At 60.8% G+C, this 20,608-nt stretch carries 21 protein-coding genes; 10 read left to right on the top strand and 11 right to left on the bottom strand.

Features of this window, described 5'->3' with window-relative positions:
- Positions 1–124: 124 nt before the first annotated feature.
- The 4 genes from GBM95_RS05240 to GBM95_RS05225 all read right to left on the bottom strand — a co-directional run bounded on the left by GBM95_RS05240 (position 125) and on the right by GBM95_RS05225 (position 2,747).
- Positions 125–799 carry an orotate phosphoribosyltransferase gene (locus GBM95_RS05240; protein ID WP_152158128.1) on the bottom strand — a complete coding sequence of 225 codons (675 nt, stop codon included), beginning with the start codon at positions 797–799 and terminating at the stop codon, positions 125–127.
- Positions 800–828: 29 nt separating this feature from the next.
- Positions 829–1,824: an amidohydrolase family protein gene (locus GBM95_RS05235; protein ID WP_152158127.1), complete on the bottom strand. Its 996-nt coding sequence runs from the start codon at positions 1,822–1,824 to the stop codon at positions 829–831.
- A gap of 214 nt (positions 1,825–2,038) precedes the next feature.
- On the bottom strand, positions 2,039–2,368 hold the full coding sequence (locus tag GBM95_RS05230; RefSeq protein WP_152158126.1) for a hypothetical protein: 330 nt from the start codon (positions 2,366–2,368) through the stop codon (positions 2,039–2,041).
- 16 nt (positions 2,369–2,384) lie between these two features.
- On the bottom strand, positions 2,385–2,747 hold the full coding sequence (locus GBM95_RS05225; protein WP_193222581.1) for a nitrous oxide-stimulated promoter family protein: 363 nt from the start codon (positions 2,745–2,747) through the stop codon (positions 2,385–2,387).
- A 186-nt stretch (positions 2,748–2,933) separates the two neighbouring features.
- On the opposite strand from GBM95_RS05225, the gene GBM95_RS05220 reads away from it, so the two are divergent.
- A complete protein-coding gene (locus GBM95_RS05220; protein ID WP_152158124.1) occupies positions 2,934–4,037 on the top strand; it encodes an amidohydrolase in 1,104 nt (367 codons plus the stop codon).
- Positions 4,038–4,134: 97 nt separating this feature from the next.
- Here GBM95_RS05220 and GBM95_RS05215 read toward each other — a convergent pair whose 3' ends face one another.
- From GBM95_RS05215 to GBM95_RS05185, 7 genes are all read right to left on the bottom strand, one after another.
- The gene (locus tag GBM95_RS05215; protein WP_152158123.1) at positions 4,135–4,551 is read right to left on the bottom strand and encodes a deoxycytidylate deaminase; all 417 of its coding nucleotides are present in this window, start codon (positions 4,549–4,551) and stop codon (positions 4,135–4,137) included.
- A 224-nt stretch (positions 4,552–4,775) separates the two neighbouring features.
- A complete protein-coding gene (efp, locus tag GBM95_RS05210; RefSeq protein WP_152158122.1) occupies positions 4,776–5,333 on the bottom strand; it encodes an elongation factor P in 558 nt (185 codons plus the stop codon).
- Positions 5,334–5,477: 144 nt separating this feature from the next.
- Positions 5,478–6,602 (bottom strand): elongation factor P maturation arginine rhamnosyltransferase EarP, encoded by a 1,125-nt coding sequence (gene earP, locus GBM95_RS05205; RefSeq protein WP_152158121.1) that lies wholly within the window; start codon positions 6,600–6,602, stop codon positions 5,478–5,480.
- A complete protein-coding gene (locus GBM95_RS05200) occupies positions 6,599–9,355 on the bottom strand; it encodes a GDYXXLXY domain-containing protein (protein WP_152158120.1) in 2,757 nt (918 codons plus the stop codon). The genes earP and GBM95_RS05200 overlap by 4 nt, the downstream gene beginning before the upstream one ends.
- Before the next feature lie 90 nt (positions 9,356–9,445).
- A complete protein-coding gene (pgsA, locus tag GBM95_RS05195; RefSeq protein WP_152158119.1) occupies positions 9,446–10,090 on the bottom strand; it encodes a CDP-diacylglycerol--glycerol-3-phosphate 3-phosphatidyltransferase in 645 nt (214 codons plus the stop codon).
- Positions 10,091–10,104: 14 nt separating this feature from the next.
- Positions 10,105–12,075: an excinuclease ABC subunit UvrC gene (gene uvrC / locus GBM95_RS05190; RefSeq protein WP_152158118.1), complete on the bottom strand. Its 1,971-nt coding sequence runs from the start codon at positions 12,073–12,075 to the stop codon at positions 10,105–10,107.
- A 20-nt stretch (positions 12,076–12,095) separates the two neighbouring features.
- On the bottom strand, positions 12,096–12,497 hold the full coding sequence (locus GBM95_RS05185; protein ID WP_152158117.1) for a hypothetical protein: 402 nt from the start codon (positions 12,495–12,497) through the stop codon (positions 12,096–12,098).
- A gap of 346 nt (positions 12,498–12,843) precedes the next feature.
- Between GBM95_RS05185 and ccmA the strand changes: the two genes are divergently transcribed.
- The 9 genes from ccmA (at position 12,844) to ccmI (ending at position 20,443) form a co-directional block, all read left to right on the top strand.
- Positions 12,844–13,563: a cytochrome c biogenesis heme-transporting ATPase CcmA gene (ccmA, locus tag GBM95_RS05180; RefSeq protein ID WP_152158116.1), complete on the top strand. Its 720-nt coding sequence runs from the start codon at positions 12,844–12,846 to the stop codon at positions 13,561–13,563.
- 18 nt (positions 13,564–13,581) lie between these two features.
- Entirely contained in the window at positions 13,582–14,250 is a 669-nt protein-coding gene (gene ccmB, locus GBM95_RS05175) for a heme exporter protein CcmB (protein ID WP_152158115.1), read from the top strand.
- A 63-nt stretch (positions 14,251–14,313) separates the two neighbouring features.
- A complete protein-coding gene (locus GBM95_RS05170; protein WP_139687615.1) occupies positions 14,314–15,042 on the top strand; it encodes a heme ABC transporter permease in 729 nt (242 codons plus the stop codon).
- Entirely contained in the window at positions 15,039–15,227 is a 189-nt protein-coding gene (gene ccmD, locus GBM95_RS05165) for a heme exporter protein CcmD (RefSeq protein WP_152158114.1), read from the top strand. The genes GBM95_RS05170 and ccmD overlap by 4 nt, the downstream gene beginning before the upstream one ends.
- A gap of 30 nt (positions 15,228–15,257) precedes the next feature.
- On the top strand, positions 15,258–15,764 hold the full coding sequence (gene ccmE, locus GBM95_RS05160; RefSeq protein WP_152158113.1) for a cytochrome c maturation protein CcmE: 507 nt from the start codon (positions 15,258–15,260) through the stop codon (positions 15,762–15,764).
- Positions 15,765–16,069: 305 nt separating this feature from the next.
- Positions 16,070–18,052, top strand: a complete 1,983-nt coding sequence (locus GBM95_RS05155; RefSeq protein WP_152158112.1) for a heme lyase CcmF/NrfE family subunit — start codon at positions 16,070–16,072, stop codon at positions 18,050–18,052.
- 20 nt (positions 18,053–18,072) lie between these two features.
- Complete coding sequence (locus GBM95_RS05150) at positions 18,073–18,612, top strand: DsbE family thiol:disulfide interchange protein (protein ID WP_139687611.1); 540 nt, start codon at positions 18,073–18,075, stop codon at positions 18,610–18,612.
- A complete protein-coding gene (locus GBM95_RS05145) occupies positions 18,612–19,097 on the top strand; it encodes a cytochrome c-type biogenesis protein (RefSeq protein ID WP_193222582.1) in 486 nt (161 codons plus the stop codon). The genes GBM95_RS05150 and GBM95_RS05145 overlap by 1 nt, the downstream gene beginning before the upstream one ends.
- A 5-nt stretch (positions 19,098–19,102) precedes the next feature.
- Entirely contained in the window at positions 19,103–20,443 is a 1,341-nt protein-coding gene (ccmI, locus tag GBM95_RS05140) for a c-type cytochrome biogenesis protein CcmI (RefSeq protein ID WP_152158110.1), read from the top strand.
- Positions 20,444–20,608: the final 165 nt, after the last annotated feature.

Raw genomic sequence — 20,608 nt, 5'->3', positions numbered from 1 at the left:
TCAATGCGTGCGGAAAAGTCATTTTGCGACTTTAAGCCTGAAGGCTGCGCAAAAGAAAACCGCTGCCGATTCCGTGAGGAATCAGGCAGCGGTTCAGAAAGAAGAACGCTAGAAAGCGTCTCTATCAGTTTTCATTACCCGTCGGGGTGAGGCCGTTGCGGGCCGCCCAGGTCCAGGGATTGGCCAGCCAGTCGATGAGGAGGAGCTTCTTCTCTTCGTCGATCTTGCCCATTTCCACGGCCTTCTCGAGCACGAGCGTGAAGTCGAGGAGTTCGTGGCAGGTGACGTTTTCCTTCTCAAAGAGCTTCGTCGTTTCGTCGATGCCGAAGCTCGTGATGGCGAGGCAGTCCTCGACGATCGCGCCCTCGGCCTTGAGGCCTTCGACGGCGGAGAGGAGCGAGAGACCGGTGGAGATGTGGTCTTCGATGATGAGGACGCGCTTGCCCTTCACGGAAGTGCCTTCAACGCGGCTGTGGTCGCCGTAGGTCTTCGCGCACTGACGCACGAAAATCGAGGGCTTGCCGAGACGATAGGCCAGAGCAGCGGCGTGCGAGACGCCCGCGCCTTCAACGCCCGCGATGATGTCGAACTTGAGGCCGAGCTGCGCGATGCGCGAGCAGGTGGTCTCAATGATGTCGCGCCAGGCGTCCGGATGGCCCGTGAGGGAGCGGTTGTCGACGTAGATCGGCGTGACAAGGCCCGACTTGAGGCGCATCGGCGCATCCGTCATGAAGGAAACGGCACCGTAGTTGATCAGGTGGCCGGCGAGAATGTCATTGGCGATGGGTGAAACGTACATTTCTATTAGGCTCCAGGTCGCGATGGGTGTTAATCGATGCCGATCACTTTGCGGCCGTTGACCGTAGCGATCTTCACGAGTTCATCGAAGTAGTCGAAGCGGCAGCCCGTGGCAAGGGTCGTCATTTCGTGCCACATGTCGCCGGCGTTCCAGGGAACCATGGCGTCGCAGACATTGTCGGTGCCGAGCGCGACCGTGATGCCGGCGGGAACGAGTTCGTCGACCGGGGTCATGGAGTTGTGCATCGGAACGAGCTCTTCGGAGCGCGGCGTGTCGATCCAGGCGGTCGGGCAGGCGATCATCATGACGCCCGCCTTCTTCATGAGGGCGTAGAGGCGCTGACGATAGGCCTTCGAGTGCGCGCCGATCGAGATGCCGTGAATGGCGACGACGCGGCCGACCATGCCGTGCTCGATCGTCTTTTCGCAGAGCTGTTCGGTTTCGTATTCGAGGGATTCGTTGAACTGGTCGACGTGGACGTGGACCATCTTGTTGAGGCGCTTCGCCGTCGAGAGGATGATGTCGAAGGCTTCGTCGCCCTTGCCGTAGTCGCGTTCATCGCGCTTCGGAAGCGCGCCGATGATGTCCACGAGCTCGGCGCCGATGTCGAACCACTTGCGGGCTTCCGGATGGATCACGCCCTTGAGCGTCTGGTTGGCGAACTTGACCGTGAGCTGGTCCTTGTAGTGTTCGCGGGCGCGGATGCCGGCCTTGATGGCGCGGTCTTCGGACTGCGGGTCAATGTCGACGAAGGTCGCAAGCGCCGTGACGCCCTGAGCGATCTGATTTTCGAAGAAGATGGAGAAGCGGCGGTAGAAATCTTCTTCCGTCGATTCGCGCTTCAGACGGTCAAGCGCGTCCCATTTCTGCTGCAGCGTGCAGGTGCGGCGCATCTCAAGCACGTCGGGCGAAAGGGTGTAGGCGCGGTCGGCGTGCGCATGGGTGTTGACCCAGCCGCCGGCGGCCTTGATCGCGGGCTCGATCATGTCGCGGATCGTCAGAGGGGCGTTGTCAGTCGTGGACATTGACTTGTCTCCTTCCAGTGGGGGATTTTGATTGGAGAAAACCTCACGAATTAGCCGGGCACGCATGACTGCGTTTCCTCAGCACAAATTGTCGAGACTTTATAGATAGATGTCCTTAGAGTCAAACCGCAGATACAAATGGTTACATATGGTCGACAATTGGCCGGCTTTAGTAGAAACGATAGGTTGAGCGCTTATTTATTGAAAATCAAGGTTATTTTTTGTAGAAGCGCTGAAGGCGCGGTGCCCTGAAGACGAAGGCCGAGAGGAAGGAAAAGAAGGCGACCCCGCCGAGAATGAGGGCGGCCGTAAGCCAGGGCTCGCCCCAGGCCATGCGGCGCATGACGAGCGCATAGTCCGCGCGAAGCCATTCAATGCCCCAGAGGATGAGGAGCACGCTCTCGATCCAAATCATGGCGGGGCGCCGGATGAAGAGCGGTATCAGCGCGAGGAGCGGCGCAAACGACCAGATGCCGAAGCCGTTGAAGAGAAGGTGCGCCGTCATGAGCGCATGAGCGAGGATCGGAAGAATCAGCAGGAACATTTCGAAAAGGAGATGGTCAGGATTTGGCCGCTTTGTTGCGGGGCTTTTCCGGGGCTTCGCGCCTCAGATCGAGCAGATGAATGAAGGCCATCTTCGGGTGCGTCCACATGAGGCGAGGACCTGCCCAGCGCATGATGCGCCTTGCCGTTTCGCGCTCCGCGGGCTTGTAGCAGTGGATTTTGCATTTCCCGCAGACGGGCTTTTCGCCGCCGTAGGGACAGCAGGCGAGGCGCTTCAGGGCGTAGGCAAGGAATTCCCGGCAGGCGGGACAGAGGTTCTTCCCGTCCGTGCCGTGAAAGTGCGCGCAGTATTCGCCCGTCATGACGCGGATGGTTTCCGCTTCCTCGCGAAGTCTCGGGATGTCTTTCAAGCGCGACATTCTGTCTCGCGCCGCGGGGGTAGAAGCGTTCGGCATGTCTCTGACCGGGAAAAAAGCGTATAAAGAAAACCGGACCGCAGGCTGGAAACGCCGCGGCGCGGGGAAGGAGAGATTATGCAGTCACTCGTTCCCGCTTGAGAATGATGCGCCTGAGGTGCATCGGCTATTACTTTCAGAGTATTCCCTATGGCAGAGATTTATGACCCCCAGGCGCTTCGCCGCGAACTTCATGAGATGCCTGAACTTGCGCTCCATGAAGAGAAGACCGCCGCTTATGTTGCAGAGAAGCTCGAAGCGCTCGGGATTGAGACCCATCGCAATGTGGGCGGAACGACCGGGGTTCTCGGCATCATCCGCGGCAAGGAACCCGGTCCCGTGATGATGCTCCGCGCGGACATGGATGCGCTTCCCTTCGTGATCGACGGCAAGCCCTGCTGCATTCATGCCTGCGGCCACGACGGCCACACGGCGATGCTCCTTGCAGCCGCGAGCCGCCTGAAGGACAAGGTCCGCCGCGGCACGCTGAAGCTTCTCTTCCAGCCGGCAGAGGAAACGCTCGACGGCGCTCCCGCCATGATCAAGGCGGGCGTCATCGACGACGTGGACATGATTCTCGGCGCCCATATCCGTCCGATTCAGGACGTGCCCGCCGGCAAAATCTGCCCGGCAGTGCGCCATACGGCTTCGACCACTGTTTTTGTCGAGATTGAAGGCCGCGGCGCGCATGCCTCGCGCCCCCATCTCGGCGTCAACGCGATTGACGTCTCCTGCGCCGTGATCGAGGGCGTCCAGGCGATCTGGCTTGATCCGAAGATGTCGTGGTCCTCGAAAGCGACGCAGATTCATGCCGACGCCGGGGCAACCAACACGGTTCCCGACAAGGCCCGCATTACGTTCGACGTGCGCGCGCAGACGAACGACCTGATGGACGCGCTTCTGAAGCGCATGGAAGAGGTTGTGAACGGCACAGCGGCAGCCTACGGCGCGAAGGGGAAGCTCATCCGCAATGCCGTCTGCCCGGCCTGCTGGTACGACGACGACTTTACGGCTGAGGTTGCGGATGCGATCCGCGAGACCGCGGGCGAAGAGAATCTCGCTCACGACTGCGGTGGCGGCGGCGAGGACTTCCACTTCTATAAGCTCCATCGCCCGCAGATGAAGGCCGCCTACTTCGGCGTGGGCGTCGGCGCGACGCCGGGTCTTCATGCGGCGACCATGCATTTCGATGATTCGCTTCTGAAGCTCGGCGTCAATGTTTTCGAAAACATGGTGCTGCGCCACCTCGGCTGACGAGGCTCAGGGCGCTTCAGCTGCTCACGGGAGACCGTTCTGACGGTCCCTGCAAAAAAACGGAATCTCCCGTCGAAAAAGGGAATTCCGTTTTTTTTTAAAGCTGGTGAACCTCGATGCCGGCGCGTTCGAGAAATTCGAGCCCTTCGCGGCTCCGGTAGAACTCGTGATAGTAGACCTGAGAAATGCCGCACTTCTGAATGAGGAGCGCGCAGTGGATGCAGGGACTGTGCGTAATGAAGATTGCCGCGCCCTTTGAGGAGTAGCCGTTTTCGGCAAGCTTCGCAATGGCGTTGAGCTCTGCATGCTGCACTTCCGGACGGGTGACGAGCTTGCCGTCGACTTCCATTTCGCAGCAGTTGTCGTACCCCGTCGGCATGCCGTTCCAGCCGAAGGAAATGATGGAATGGTTTTTCACGATGACGCAGCCCACGCGCAGGCGCTTGGCATAGCTGCGCTCAGCAGCAATCTGCGCGATCTGCATGTACATTTTGTTGTCTTTGATGATATCCATGGCTTTCTCAGCTGAAGTTCTATCGTGCTTTGAAAAGAACCGCGAGGCGCCTCGAGCGGCTGGGAGGCATTCATTTGTACGGCGTGCCGCTTTCCTCACGGAGGAGAACGAGCTTTTTCAAACCGACCAGGAAAGCAAAAGCCCGATGCTGAATTCTTTCAGACATCGGGCTTCAGATCAAAGGAAGACGCCTTTACGAAGAGGTGCTTCCTCAGCCAGTCAAATTACTTGACGCGGTTGCGGTACTCGCCCGTGCGGGTATCGATTTCGATCTTGTCGCCGGTGTTGACGAAGGCCGGAACCTGGAGCTCATAGCCGGTGGCGAGCTTGGCGGGCTTCATGACCTTGCCGGACGTATCGCCCTTGACGGCGGGTTCCGTGTAGACGACTTCGCGAACGAGGATCGTCGGGAGTTCGATGGAGATCGGACGGCCTTCGTAGAAGACGCATTCGGCGGGCATGTTGTCCTCAAGGTACTTGAGGGCTTCAGCCATCACGTCGGCGTCGACTTCGTACTGGTTGTATTCGCCGTCCATCCAGACATAGTGCGGATCAGCGAAGTAGGAGTAGTTCACTTCCTTGCGGTCAAGGACGAGATCCTCGAACTTGTCGTCGGCGCGGAAGACGGTTTCAGTGGTGGCGTTCGTCAGAAGATTCTTCATCTTCATCTTGACGGTGGAGGCGCCGCGGCCGCCCTTGGAGTATTCAGCCTTAACGACGACCATCGGATCCTTGCCGACCATGAAGACATTGCCGACGCGCAGTTCCTGTGCGGTTTTCATTTGAGAAAAATTCCTCTAATGCAGAGTTTGCGAGCGAGTCCCCGACGCTTTCTGCCTGTAAGTGCGCAAGGACGAAAAAACTTTAAGCGCGTAATTCTATCAAATTGACGGGATATGCGCTGAGAGCCTCGCCGGAGAATCGTCTTAGAGCGCGCTTCGGGCGCGTTGAAGCATGTGCCGGGCGAGATCTCCGCGGCTCAGAAGCTTCTTCTGCCACTCAACGAGCGACGGCTTGAGCGCTGGTGCAAACTCTAAAAAATCCCTGAAGCCTTCGGGCGAAAGCTCGCCCTCGAGCCATTCGACGCTCGTTTTCCGATAGCGCTCAGCAAGAGGTTCGGGCAGTCCGGGCACGAACTTGTCGAGCCAGGCGTCGAGCTTCACGCGGTGTGCATGGTCCTCGGTGGGGTAGGTCGACCAGAGGAAGGGAAGTCCGGCAAGCTGCGCGCGCACGAAGCTGTCTTCGCCGCGAATGATCCCGGCATCGCTCGCCCAGAGCAGACGATCGAATTCGGTCTGGGGAAGGAAGGACGTTCGCACGGCGCGGATGCGGTTCCCCTCAGCGTCGATCGTTGTGAGAAGCCCTGCGAGCCTGTCGCCCGCTTCTCCCGGAGCGATGAGAACGTTCCAGGGTTTGTCGGAAAGAGCGAGGCCTCTTGCCAGGGTTTCAACGCGGTTCACGGGGTAGCAGAAGACAAAAAGCGTTGCGCGCTCAGGGTCTGCATTAAGAGATGCGAGGAAGTCCTTCTTGCCGGGCATGAAGCTCTGTCGCGCTGATTCATAGTCGTCCTCAATCAGGAGTCCGCCCGTCCGTTCCGTAAAACCGGGAAAGAACCAGAGCTTCGGGAGGTCGAGCCTCGGGTGAAGCCCCGTGATGTTGTGGCTCTCCTCCACCCAGTCTTCGGCGGAGAGGTAGTCGAGATTGAAGTAGAAGGGAGGCTTGAGTCCAGCGGCAATCGCACGCGCGCGCTTTCTCGCGAGCGCCTCGTCGTAGCTTTCTGGGAGGCGGCAGCCGAAAGTTTCGATCACGAGGTCCGCGGGGTCGAAGTCAGGCTTTTCCGCCTCGAGCGCAAAGGAGTCCCACGGAACGACCCGGGCAAGCTTCTCGGCATCCGGTGCGAGCTTTGCGAGCACTTCCGGGTGGTCCGTAATGAAGCGGATGCGCTTCACGCCGAGCGCGAGAAGACGCCTGGCAAGACGCCAGCAGACGCCGGCGTCGCCGAAATTGTCGATGACGCGGCAGAAGATGTCGGTGGATTCAAACTGAGTCATGGCGTTTGCGGTCCGGAAGAATTCTGGGAAGGCAAAATCGGATTTTTCTGAGCGTCTAGGAGCCCCGTGATGAGGCAGCGGTCCCTGAGACATCTGAGCTCAGCGAAGCGGGCTCCCTCAAAGCGCAGGGCATCGCCCGAGGGGAAGAACCAGCGGTGCGGAAGCTTCGGCGTCATGCGCCAGCTTGAGTTCCGGTCGGCAGGAAGCCGGAGCGTCGTTCCCGCAGGACATGCTTCGCCATCCCCGGCAGCCGAAAGAATCGTGAGGACGCCTTCCTGCCCGGCAGCGCAGAAATGAACGGGATCGTCTGAATCCGCGTTGCTGCCCCGGGCTGAAGCTTCCTTCCGATAGGCTTCGAGCGCCTCGCGGCCGTCAGCAGCGTAACTGAGCGTCATGAAGTCGCCCATCACGATGTCCCTCGGATCTGATGGAATCAGTTCCGCGGCGTACCGGGTGCCGGCCTCCGCGATTTCCGTTCGTGCCGCAATGGAGGAGAAGAGCGCTCCGCACGTCAGGATGAGGATGAGAAGCGGGAGAAGCTTCAGTTGAAGCTGAGCGCGCAGAGCTGCAGCCCTTTCAGGCTGAAGCGTGAGCGCAAGGCAGGAAATGAGGAGTCCCGCGCCCGCAGTTCCCTGCATCACGGCGCCTTTGAGGAGCAGGTTGACGCCGCTCTCCGGGCTTTGCCAGTAGACTCGGCCGCATTCGAGAAGAGCGAGGCAGAGAATGAGACAAAGGAGTCCGGGCTGAAGCCTGCGCTTCCTGGCGCAGGCTGCGGCAGCTGCAAGGCAGAGTAGAAGCGATGCGCTCGCGGAAAATGCGGCGCCTGCCAGAGCGGCTCCCGCAAAAACGAGCACCGTGCGAAGAGCATTTTTCTTCTCTCTGAGAAGAGCAGCGGCAGCCGTGAGGAGAAGGGCGGCCGCTCCAATCCATTGCGAGACTTCAGGGGGGAGCGCTTCCCTGCTGATGATGCTCGTTTGAACGGCAATAGGGAGAAGCCACTGAGCGAGGAGAAGCGCCGGAAGCCACCAGAGGGCTTCGCGCTGCAATGAGCTCTTTTCACGCGTGAAAAGGATTACGGCAATGAGGAGCGCGCAGGCAGCGGAAGACGCAGTCGGAATGTGCACGAACCAGGGATTCTGGAAGTCGGGCATGAACACTCCGACCAGAAAAGCGGCAATGAGCGCAATGCGGGATCGGAAAAGCGCCGCTCCAATGAGCGCGAGCGCAATGAGAATCCATGCGGCGGATGCGCTCGAAAGGCTTCCACTAAGGACGACCCAGCCGGCAGCCGCAAGAGCAAAGGAAATCGTCCGCAGAGCGGAAAACTGCATGGGGTTCGGGACTGTTTTCTGCCGGAAGTTTTGAATTCTTCTCGCGATTTCAATGAGGGCGCCGCAGGCGAGGAGAATGCTTCCTGCAGCGGTCCCGGAGAGCGAAAAGAGCGCGAAGAGGGTTGCCGCAAGAAGGAGCGCGGCAGCGGCGCCCATGAGGGCTCCTGCTGTCTGAGGAATCCGGCGGCAGATCCAGTCGAGAAAATTCGGATTGTCGCCGGCGTCTCCCTGCCGGAGGCGGGTTCGTCGGGCGCGAAAAAGGATCCAGCCGAGAAAGACGAGGCCGTTCAGGAGCGTCAATATGTATAGGAGCCCTTCGTCGCTCGCAATATGAGCACTCTGCGCAAAGCGAACCGCGAATCCGTTCACCCAGGAGATGAGCGTGAGGAGCGCGAAGGCGCGCAGTTCGGGGCGCCTCGAGAAGAAAGCGGCGGCCGAAAAAATCAGGGCTCCGATGAAGTAGGCGAGCGAGAGCAGCGACGGGACGGCGGAAGCCCCATATTCAATGTCGAGCGCCGGAAGAATTCCGAGAAGGAGCAAAGCGGACGCTGCAGGGAGAATTCCGGCCGCGCGAATAGCGGAACTGCCGGATTTCCATTGAATGATGGAAAAAACGAGCGCGGCAGTGAAGGAGAGGAATGCTGCCGGGAGGAGCTTCTCAAGAAGTCCGAAGCTTTCCGCCATCTGCCAGCCCTGGAGGTAAGCACCCGTGAGCGTCACGACGAACCAGAGGGCAAAGATGACGGGGCGCCTCACGCAGAGAAGCCACGGGAGGAGGAGCCCGGGCCAGGCGAGCATGAGGGAAGCCGCGCCCTCTCCCGTCTGCCAGGTTTGACCGATGACGACGAGAAGAAGCCCCAGAAGAAGGCCGCCCGCTGACGCGGAGATGTCTCGGGTGAGCTTCCCGGCATTCCGCAGGAGGAGAAGCGGCAGGAATGCGGCGCCTGCAAGGCCTCCGAAAAAGGAAAGCCGTACAGCGGGACTCCAGCCGAGAAAATGGGCCGCAGCGAAAAGAAGGAGAGCAGCAGAGAGGGAGAGGCCCCCGAGCGTGCCGAGGAGCCCGGCGAATGAAGCGTGAGGAATGGACGCTTCCGGGGCGGCATGCGGCGCCTCGGCAGCCTTCAGGCTTTCTTCGGCTGCGGCGGGCGCCGGCTGAGGTTCGTTCGCGATTCCGGCCTCTTCTTCGGCCTTTACGGGTGCTTTCTGGGGGAAGTCTGCTTCCTGAGGGATCGGGGCGGCGGGCTCTTCCAACGCCGGAGAAGGAAGAAGTGCGGGCTTTCCCGGCGGCGGCAGTTGTGCGGGCCTTGCGGGGGCGTGAAGCAGATTGATGTTTCCGGCAGAGGGCCCGGACGGGCCGGGTGCTTCATCCGAAAAAGAGGATTTCTTTTCGTCCGAAAGTGAATTGTGCTGCTGTTCGCTCATGAAACGAAAAAGCGACGGCACTTCGGAGTAACGAGAGTGCGCGCCGCTCTTAAAAGGAAAACGGTGGATCAGGAATGCGCTTGTTTCTGACTAGGATCCCTGGCTCTGCGCCTGAGCCTTCTGAGCTCTCAGTGCGGCGCGCTGGGCGCGGGCTTCCTCAAAGAAGGGCGCGGCTGCGCGCAGATAGACATACATCGAATAAATGGTAAGTACGGCGGCGATGATGATGAGCCATTCGCCGATAAGCGCGACGGGAATGCCGAGGAACGGATCAAACCAGAGAAGGCACGGAATGGCCGTCATCTGCGCAATGGTTTTGAATTTGCCGTACCAGTTCACCTTGACGCGGCCTGATTCGCCGATCTTGGCCATCCATTCGCGAATGCCGGTAACGGTGATTTCCCGGCCGATGATGATCATGGCGATCGCCATGTCGCAGCGGTCGAGACCCACGAGGGCAACCAGAGCGGCCGCAACGAGAAGCTTGTCGGCGATGGGATCGAGGAAGGCCCCCATGCGCGTGGCCCAGCCCTCATAGCGGCGGGCAAGGAAGCCGTCGAGCGCGTCCGTGACAGCGGCAACGACGAAGACCACGCAGGCGATGATGTTCTGCAGATGGACTGAAACGAGGGAGTCCGGCAGATAGAAGATTCCGATTACGACCGGGATGAGTGCTATTCGGATCCAGGTGAGCACCATCGGCACGTTGAGTTTGAAGGGGGGCTTGAGCTTCATCGGGCAAGAAAAAATTAGGAGGCGGTCTCTCCGCCGGCGTCTATCGGCTGCAGATGCAGTTGTGCGTAGATTTTGGATGCGAGCGCGCGGGATATGCCCGGCACCTGCGCGATGTCCTCGGCCGAAGCGTTCTTGAGCTGCTTCATGCCGCCGAAATGCGAAAGTAGTTTAGCGCGGCGCTTGGGGCCGATACCCTCGAAATCCTCAAGTTTCGAGGCATTGCGCGTCTTGGCTCTCCTGGCGCGCATGCCGGTAATGGCGAATCGGTGGGCTTCATCGCGGATTTCCGCCGTTAGCATTAGTGCTTTTGACATGAGGCCCAGTGTGAGCGGTTCGCGACGTTCGCCGTCGATAAGCGGGAAGACAAGGGTCTCGAGACCCGTTTTTCGTCCCTCGCCCTTGGCGACGCCCACGATGACGGACGGGTCGAGCCCGAATTCCGCAAACACTTCACGCGCCATTTCGACCTGCCCCTTGCCGCCGTCGATGAGAACGAGGGTCGGGAGTTCGGCCTCTCCGCGGGCGACGGGCGCATAGCGCCGCTCGAGCGCCTGCTTCATGGCGCCGTAGTCGTCGCCGGGTTCGATGCCGGTAATGTTGAAGCGTCGGTAGAGCGAACTCTGCATGCGGCCCTCGCGGAAGACGACGCAGGAAGCCTGGGTCGCTTCGCCCTGGGTATGCGAAATGTCGAAGCACTCGGCGGAAAAATCCATCGGGTCGCCGCTCGGGGGTTCAAACCCGGGCCCGAGGATTTCAATAAGCTCCTTGAGGCGCGCGAGCTGGGTGCCTTCTTCCTGAAGGTGCCTCATGAGGGCGATCTCTGCGCCCTGGATGCACATTTCCAGCCACCGGCGGCGCGTTTCCTGCGGTTCCGTCACGACGGGAACGCGGCGGTGCGCGAGTTCGGAGAGAAGCTCCGACAAGCGCTTCGGGAGTTCCGGATCCGAAGGATCGGGCTCGATGATGAGAAGCGCCGGGATCGGCAGATCCGCATAATGCTGGCTCACGAAGGCTTCAATCAGCTCTCCCTTCGAGGGGAAGGCGCCGTCTTCGCGCGTGCCGATTTTCGGGAAGATCGCGCGGTCGCCGAGGTGTCGGCCGCCCCGCACCATGGCGAGGTTGATGGCGGCCGCGCCGTCGCGCACGGCCGCAGCCGCAATGTCGGCGTCGATGTCGCCGCCCGTGGTTTCGATCGCCTGCTGGTGGCGCATCTGCGTAAGAGATGCAATGCGGTCGCGTAATTTCGCCGCCTCTTCAAATTCCCAGGCCTCAGAAGCCGCCCACATGCGCTTTTCGAGCTCGTCCAATACTTCGCGGGAATGCCCTAGAAGGAAATCCTCCGCGCGCCGGCAGTCCGCCCGGTAGTCTTCCACCGATATGCGGCCGCAGCAGGGGGCGGAGCATCGGCCGATCTGCCCGAGAAGGCACGGCCGCTGGCGATTCCTGAAGCCCGATTCCTCGCAGGTGCGAAGGAGAAACGCCTTCTGAAGCATTTCAATGGCCGTACGCGCTGCGCTCGAGCTCGGGTAGGGACCAAAGAAGCGGGATTTGCGGTCGACGCCTCCGCGGTAGTAGGAGAGCCTAGGGAACTCTTCACCGCCGATGCGGATGTAGGGGTAGCTCGCATCATCGCGCAGGCGGATGTTGTAGCGCGGATGAAGCGTTTTGATGAGGTTGTTTTCGAGAAGGAGCGCCTCGGCTTCCGATCGGGTGACCGTCGTTTCAAGACGCGCAATCTTCGCCACCATCAGCGCGATGCGGGGCGAGAGGCCCGTGCGCCTGAAGTAGGACGAAACGCGGTTCTTGAGGTCGCGCGCCTTGCCGACATATAGGCACGAGCCGTCCTTCGCAAAATAGCGGTAGCACCCCGGGAGATGCGGGAGCGTGCGGACTTCGGCTGCGGCGTCGAAGACGGATTCAGGGGCGGAGGCAGAATCGCCTTCGCCCGCGGGGTTCTCCGGAAGCGGCAGATCTTCAGAAGACATCAGCTGTTGTCAAAAACCGATCAGCGCTTCTTCTTTTCGTCTTCGTCTTCAAGATCGAAGTGGAGCTTGATCGGCTGGTATTCGCGGTCAACCTTTTCAGGAGCGGAGCAGCGGAATTCGAGCCAGGCCTCGGCGGGCGTGCCGTCGGCGCCGGCAGCGGAGCTCGATCCCGTCTGAGGCATCATGCCCATGCCGCGTTCGCCGCAGAAGGCCTGGGCGCGCTCGTAAATGTAGTCGGCAATGCCGGTGGAGGATTCGTAGCCGGGGAACGATGCGGTGATGCGCCAGATGCTTCCGACGACCGGAACGATATCAATCTTGCGGTTGGCAAAGTTCTGGTGCTCCTCATTCACTGCGGCGCACCCGGAAAGGATGCCGGCAGAAAGCGAGAGAAGAAGAGCGGAGCGAAGGAAGGTGCGCATTTTTTGAATACGTGGCGGCCGCAGAACCGGGATCTCCGGAGATCCCGCCCGATCGGCATGATGAAGGTGGAGCGGAACATTATAAAAGGCCCGCTCCCCGTACTTAAGAAAAGTTTCGGTAAAGTCCCCGAAAGACGCAAAAATTTCTCAATGATTTCAATAGATAAGATGCAATGGAGAGTGTATCGATCTGTAAGCCTTTCTTAATTTACTCTCCCTAAACTGCCTCGCAATAATCCGAAGAGGTCCGCGGAGGCGACTTGCCCCGAACGGATCCTCCCGGAATAAAAACTTTCTTTCGAATCGCCGGAAGCGCAGATGAGGCCTCCCGGCCGACAGAGGATCCATGACCCAGCCCATTCTTGAAGTCCGCGGCCTGACCTGTGAACGCGGTGAACGCACGCTCTTTCAGGGGATGTCGTTTGCTGTTGAAGCCGGGTCGCTCGTGCGCATTGCCGGCAGCAACGGCGCCGGCAAGACGACGCTCCTGCGGCTGATGACCGGACTCATGCGCCCCGTCGAGGGCGAGATCCTCTGGCGCGGCACGCCGATTCTCAAGGCGGCTCAGGATTTCTGGCGCGAGCTCTGCTACATCGGCCACAGAAACGGCGTTAAGGACGATCTTTCCGTCATCGAAAACGTCCTCATCAATGCGCGGGTGGCGTCGCTCAAGGCGACCCGCGAGGATGCCCGCAAGGCGCTCGCTGCCGTGGGCCTCGCTGAATACGAGGACGTTCCTGCCGGACAGCTCTCCCAGGGCCAGCGCAGGCGCGTTGCGCTCGCGCGCCTCTGGCTCTCCGAATCCGTCGTTCTCTGGGTGCTCGACGAGCCCTTCACTGCGCTTGACGTGAAGGCTGTTGCGCGACTCTCAGACCTCATTTCGAAGCACGTGCGCGAAGGCGGCGTCGTGATGCTCGTCACGCACCAGGAAGTGCCCGTCGACAAGTCGCAGCTCCACATTGTCGAGCCTGAACGCTGGGCGCCCCGCCGCCGCTCCGCCGTTGAGCGCGCCATGGACGACGCGGCCGCCGCGGAAGCGGAAAACGCCATGAATGCCAAGGCCTGAAAGCGGGAGGAATGAATCATGCTTAATCTCTTCCTCACGATTCTTCGCCGCGATCTCACGCTGTCGCTGCGCAGAAAGTCCGATCTCGCTCAGGTGATCTTCTTCTTCGCCGTCGTCGTGACGCTCGTTCCGCTCGGCGTCGGCGCGGAAACCAACATCCTTCGCGCCATTGCCCCCGGCGTTGTCTGGGTGGCGGCGCTTCTCGCGGCGCTCCTGTCGCTCCCGAGAATGTTCGCGACGGACCATGAGGACGGCACGCTCGAGCAGATGCTCGTCGCCGCCGAGCCCCTTCCCGTCATCGTCATTGCCAAGGTGGCGGCCCACTGGCTCGTCACGGGCGTTCCGATGACGATCTTCGCCACGATTTTCGGCGTCATGTTCGACCTTGAGCTCGACGTGACGGTCGTCATGGTCGGCAGCCTCCTTCTCGGCACCCCGGTTCTCTCGCTCGTGGGCGGCGTGGGCGCGGCGCTTACGCTCGGGCTTCGCGCCGGGGGCGTCCTCACGTCGCTTCTCGTTCTTCCGCTCTATATTCCCGTTCTGATTTTCGGCGCCGGCGCCGCGCAGGCGGTTTCGATGAGCCTCTCGCCCTCGTCGCACTTCATGATCGTGGGCGGCCTCGCGCTCTTCTCGCTCGCGCTCGCCCCGATGGCGGTCGCCGCCGCGCTCCGGATTGCAGAGCAGTAAGTTTGTGAGAGACAACAATCCCATCCCCAAAGAATTTCCCCAGTCGCAGGAGATAAAGGTCAAATGGCAAGTGAAGCAACACTAGAAGGCTTCTACCGCAAGGCAGGACGCTTCATCCCATGGTGCATGGGCGCGGCGCTCGTGCTCTTCATCATCGGTTTCTACCTCGGGTTCTTCGTGTGCCCGATTGAAGCCCGTCAGGGAAATTCGTACCGCATCATCTTCATTCACATCCCGGCCGCCTGGCTCTCGATGTCGCTCTACCTCCTGATGGCGGTCTGCAGCATCGTGGGTCTCCTCAAGCAGTCGCGGCTCGCCTTCATCCTGGCGCAGGCCATGGCGCCCACCGGCGCGCTCATGGGCTTCATCGCGCTCTTTTCGGGCGCCTTCTGGGGGCGTCCCACCTGGGGCACCTACTGGGTGTGGGATGCGCGCCTCACGTCGATGCTGATTCTCTTCTTCCTCTACCTCGGCTTCATTGCGCTTCATGCCGCGATTGACGACAAGCGCCGCGCCGACCAGGCAGCATCGGTGATTTCGATTGTGGGCGCCGTCAACGTGCCGATCATCTACTTCTCCGTGCGCTGGTGGAACACGCTTCACCAGGGCGCTTCGATCACCTCGCGCGGCTCCTCGATTGCCGACGTGATGCTCTACACCATTTTCATCATGCTTGCGGCCGGCACCATCTACGGCGTTGCCGTTGTACTCTCCCGCGCCCGCACCATGATTCTTGAACGCGAACGCCGCAGCGACTGGGCGCAGAAGGCGGCTCTGGAGGGAAAGCTATGAGCAACTGGAATTCCTTTGCCGATTTCATTCACATGAATGGACACGGCTACTACGTCTGGTGCGCATACGGCGCCTTCACGGCCGGCGTGATCTATGAACTGTGGTCCCTCATCACGCGCCGCCGCGCCATCTGCCGCCGGATCATGCGCGAAGCGCGCGCGGCGGAAATCACGCTTGAAAAATAAGAGACCCCCGAGCAAGAAAAGGAGATCAGCATGAATTCAAAGACCAAGAAGCTCGCTCTGATCGGCGCTGCCGCGGTGGTTCTCGCCGCCGGCATCTTCATGGCGCTGCAGGCCTTCAATGAAAACCTCGTTTTCTTCTTCTCGCCCACTCAGGTAGCGGAGAAGGAAGCGCCGGTCGGACGCACGTTCCGCCTCGGCGGCGTGGTTGAGGGCGGTTCGGTTGCGCGCGAAAAGGACGGCGTTACGGTCAACTTCCGCATCACGGATACGGCAAAGAGCGTGAACGTTCAGTACACGGGCATTCTTCCCGATCTTTTTGCGGAAAACCAGGGAGTGGTTGCTCAGGGCAAGTTGAACGAACAGGGCATTTTCGTCGCGAGCGAGGTTCTCGCCAAGCATGACGAAAACTACATGCCGCCTGAAGCCGCCAAGGCCCTTGAGGACGCTCACAAGGCCGGCGTGAAGAAGGCCCACGACAAGGCTGCGCACGACGCGGCGATTGCGCGCGGCGATCCGATGCCCGCCCATCACCCGTAATGCACTAAAAACCCTAAAAAAGAATCAGGGGACCAGGTTTTCAGAAGACGCAAAAGCTTCGACAGCAGTCGCTCGGAAGACGGCGTTGAAGCGCGTCATCGGAAAATCCCCCAAAGGCTTTTCTTCGGAATGATGCTCTACGCTTGAGTATGCGCCTGCGCCCCGTCAGACCGGCGATTCGTTCGCGGTCCCGGGGCGGATGCGCCTCATGCGGCAGAGCCTGAAGAAGAGGAGCTCACCACCCGGGCGGGAAGGGTTCCAGAAGGAATTCTCCCCAAACGGATTTTCATCAACGGAGAATACAAGTGATTCCTGAGATCGGACACTTCGCATTGATCCTGTGCCTTGCGCTCAGCATCGTGCAGGGCGTGCTGCCGCTTATCGGCGCCGCCCGCGGGAACGGCGCGCTCATGGCCGTAGCGAGGCCCGCTGCAGCTGCAAACGCGCTCTTCGGCACGATTGCCTTTGCCTGCCTTGCTTATTCCTTCTATCTTTCGGACTTTACGGTCCTCAACGTCGCCAACAACTCCAACTCGATGCTGCCCTGGTACTACAAGGTGGCTGCCAGCTGGGGTTCGCATGAGGGTTCGATCCTCTTCTGGACGGTGACGCTCGGCTGGTGGGGCGCCGCGGTTGCCTTCTCGGCAAAGCGCCTCCCTGAAGACATGGTTGCCCGCGTGACGGGCGTCATGGGTCTGGTCGGCATGGGGTTCCTCCTCTTCATGCTCTTCACGTCGAACCCGTTCCTGCGCATCTTCCCGGCGCCCGCTGAAGGCGCGGACCTGAATCCGCTCCTGCAGGACCCCGGGATGGTCTTCCATCCGCCGCTTCTCTATCTCGGCTACGTCGGGTTCTCCGTTCCCTTCGCCTTTGCCATCGCGGCGCTCCTTTCGGGACGCCTTGACGCCGCCTGGGCCCGCTGGATGCGCCCCTGGACCACGGCCGCCTGGATTCTTCTCACGCTCGGCATTGCGCTCGGCTCCTACTGGGCCTACTACGAACTCGGCTGGGGCGGCTGGTGGTTCTGGGATCCGGTTGAGAATTCGTCCTTCATGCCCTGGCTTACCGGCACGGCGCTGATTCACTCGCTCGCCGTCACGGAAAAGCGCGGGTGCTTCCGCATCTGGACGGTGCTGCTTGCGATCCTCACCTTCTCGCTTTCGCTCTTGGGCACCTTCCTCGTCCGCTCGGGCGTCCTCACGTCGGTCCATGCCTTCGCAACCGATCCGGAACGCGGTCTCTTCATTCTCGCCTTCCTCATCATCGTGATCGGCCTTTCCTTCCTTCTCTTCGCATGGCGCGCGCCGTCGGTGGGGCTGGGCGGAAACTTCGCGATGATTTCGCGCGAGTCGATGCTCCTTGTCAACAACGTTCTGCTCGTTGTCGCGATGGGCGCCGTGCTCCTCGGCACCCTCTATCCGCTCTTCCTCGATGCGTTGAACGCCGGGAAGATCTCGGTCGGGCCTCCGTACTTCGACGCCGTCTTCGGCCCCCTGATGCTCCCGATGGTCTTCCTCATGGCGGTCGGTCCGCTCGCCCGCTGGAAGGATGCTGATCCGGTTCAGCTCGCCCGCCGTCTTGCCTGGTGCTTCATCGGCGCCATCATCATCGGTGCGGCCATTCCGCTCCTCATGGGCGCCTGGAGCAACTGGGTCTTCACGGGCTGCGCGCTTGCTGCCTTCGTGGTTCTCGGCGAAATCGAGGATCTGCGCGGAGCGCTTCGCTTTGCGCCTGAAGGAACGGGCTTCCTCGGACGGCTCTTCCGTCAGCCGCGCGCTTACTGGGGCATGCTCCTCGCTCACTTCGGCGTTGCCGTCTTCATCATCGGCGTGGCGCTCGTGAAGGGCTATCAGGCTGAACGCGACGTGCGCATGTTCGAGGGCGATACGGTCTCGGTTGCCGGCTACACCTTCGTCTTCAACGGCGTCTCGAGCGCCCGCGGCGCCAACTTCACGGCCGACCGCGGCGACTTCACGCTCCTGAAGGACGGCAAGGAGCTGCAGCACCTCTATCCTGAAAAGCGCAAATACTTCAGCTCCAATTCGATGCCGATGACGGAAGCCGCCATCCGCCATTCGATCACGGGCGACGTCTACGTGAGCCTCGGCGTGCCGAGCTCGGACGGCGGCTGGGTTGTCCGCGTCTATTCGAAGCCTTACGTCACCTGGATCTGGTTCGGCTGCATCTTCATGAGCATCGGCGGCCTGATCGCTGCCTCTGACCGCCGCTACCGCCGCCGCAAGGAAAAGGCGGAGGCGGCCGACAAGCCCGCCCTCCAGGCTGCCTGATCAAAAGGGAGATTACGCAAATGATGAAAGCAAAATTCCTCATTCCATTCGCGATCTTTGTGGTTCTTGCCGGGTTCCTCTTCAAGGGCCTCTACCTCGATCCGCGCATGCTCCCGTCGGTGCTCATCAATAAGCCGCTTCCGGCTTTTGAGATGTCGACCCTTTATGACCCCGCGGTTAAATTCAAGACCGAGGACATGAAGGGCAAGGTTTGGATGCTCAACGTCTGGGCGAGCTGGTGCCTTCCCTGCAAGGAGGAGCACCCCTATCTCGTGGGTCTGAAGCGCACGGGCCTCAAGACCCCGATCGTGGGCTTCCTCTACAAGGACTCCGTCGGCGCCGGCCGTCAGGTTCTTGAAGACACGGGCAATCCCTACGACGTCGTGATCTTCGAAGAGAAGAACAAGATCGGCATCGATCTCGGCGTCACGGGCGTGCCGGAAACCTTCGTGATCGACAAGAAGGGCGTCATCCGCGCCAAGGTGAGCTATCCGATCCTCGACGACCTCTGGCATCAGCAGGTCAAGCCCCTTCTTGATCAGCTGGAGGCCGAAAAATGATGAAGAATCTTTTGGCTCCGCTCCTCTGCGCGCTCCTTCTTGCCGGTCCCGTGATTGAGGGAACGGCCGAAGCGCGCGAAGCCGCTCCCACGGCCTTCGACCCGGTTGCGCACAAGCGCGTCGTTGAAGTGTCCGAGCAGCTCCGCTGCCTCGTCTGCCAGAACCAGTCGATTGCCGACTCGAACGCCGAGCTCGCGGTCGACCTCCGCAATCAGGTGATCGAGCAGGTTAAGGCCGGCAAGACCAACCAGGAAATCGTCGACTACATGGTCGAGCGCTACGGCGACTTCGTGCTCTACAGGCCGCCCTTCAAGCTCTCCACGGCGATTCTCTGGCTCGGTCCGGTCTGCCTCTTCCTCGTTGGCATCATCGCCTTCTACATCAATCTGCGCCGCAGAAAGCGCCTCGTGAATGAGGCGACGAAGCCCCTTTCCGCTCAGGAAAAGGCGCTGGCCGATGAACTGCTTCGCGGCAGCAAGGAGTAAGGGAAGTGACGACATTCATCATTCTCTGTACCGTGATGGCGCTCATCGCCGTCGCTGCAGTGTGCCTTCCCCTCTGGTTCGGCGGGCGTTCGCGCTCGGAGTCCGACCGCCGCGCGCAGGTCCTTGCGATTCTGCAGCAGCAGTCTCAGGACCTCGAAGCCGAGAAGGCTGCCGGTCATATTGATCAGGACGAATACGAGGAATCGCGCCTCGAACTCGAGCGCCGCGTGCTCGAGGAAACGAAGCATGAGGAGGAGGTGCGCTCCGGCAAGTCCTCGCGCATGCCCCGCATTCTCGCCGTCATTCTGCTTGTCGTGATTCCGTGCGCAACGGTTCTCGGCTACTACGCGCTCGGCCGCTATACCGCGATGGACCCGCAGTTCATCGCCATGATGGAGGCTCAGCAGCAGGGCAGCCGCGGTCACTCGCAGCGCGACATGCAGAAGATGCTCGACGACCTGAAGGCCAACCTTGAGAAGGATCCCCGGAACGCCAACGGCTGGTTCATGCTCGCGCGCACCGCGGCCTCGATGAACCGCTTCGACGAATCGGTGGAAGCCTTCAAGCGCCTGAACGCCCTCGTTCCCAACAACGCCGACATTCTGGCCGACATGGCCGACATGATGGCTGCTGCGAACGGCAAGGTCATTACGCCCGATGTCGAGAAGGTCCTGCAGAAGGCCCTTTCGATTGACCCGACGCAGTGGAAGGTGCTTGCGCTCCTCGCCATTCACGCCTGGGATCGCGAACACTATGCTCAGGCTGCCGACTACTGGGAGCGACTCCTGAAGTCCGTTCCGAGCGACTTCCCTGATCGCGAGCAGATTCAGGCGAACATCAATGAAGCGAAGCGCCTGGGCGGCGTGAACGACTCGATCTCGGCCGTTTCGCCGACCGCTTCCCAGAGAAACGCCGCGGACGGCGCCAAGGCCGAAGAGGCCTCGCCCGCCAATGAGCTCTCGAAGACCGCGCCCGCCACGGCTTCTCCCTCGCAGCTGCATGCCGTCGCCGGCACGGTGATCCTCGACGACAAGATGAAGGCGCTTGCTTCGCCTGAAGACACGGTCTTCATCTACGCGCGTCCGGCCACCGGCAGCAAAATGCCCGTTGCGTTCACGAAGGTGAAGGTGAAGGATCTTCCCTACAACTTCGAACTCAACGAAACCATGCGCATGGCAATGGGCGCTGAGACGCTCGCGAGCACCAAGACGGTCATCGTCGGCGCGCGCATTTCGAAGACCGGGAACTTCATGCCCCAGGCTGGAGATCTCGAAGGCGAAATGCCTCAGCCCGTCGAAGTGGGCGACCGCGGTCTGGTGGTGACGATTACGACGGAACGCAAGTAACCGGTCGTTCGCCTTCATTCCGCAAATCAGCAAAAAGCCCGCAGTTCGGAAGCTGCGGGCTTTTTGTTGTGTGCCCGGCATGGGCGATTTCTATAGGGTGAAAGTCCCGATGAGCAGGAGGTAGTGCCAAGCTCACAGCCAGAGGCAAGGGTGTCCGTCGTGAGG

Origin of the sequence: Sutterella seckii, assembly GCF_009183815.1 — a bacterium.
Taxonomy (GTDB): domain Bacteria; phylum Pseudomonadota; class Gammaproteobacteria; order Burkholderiales; family Burkholderiaceae_F; genus Sutterella; species Sutterella seckii.
Note: the sequence above shows the minus strand (reverse complement) of the source record. Positions and strands in the feature narration are given on the sequence as shown.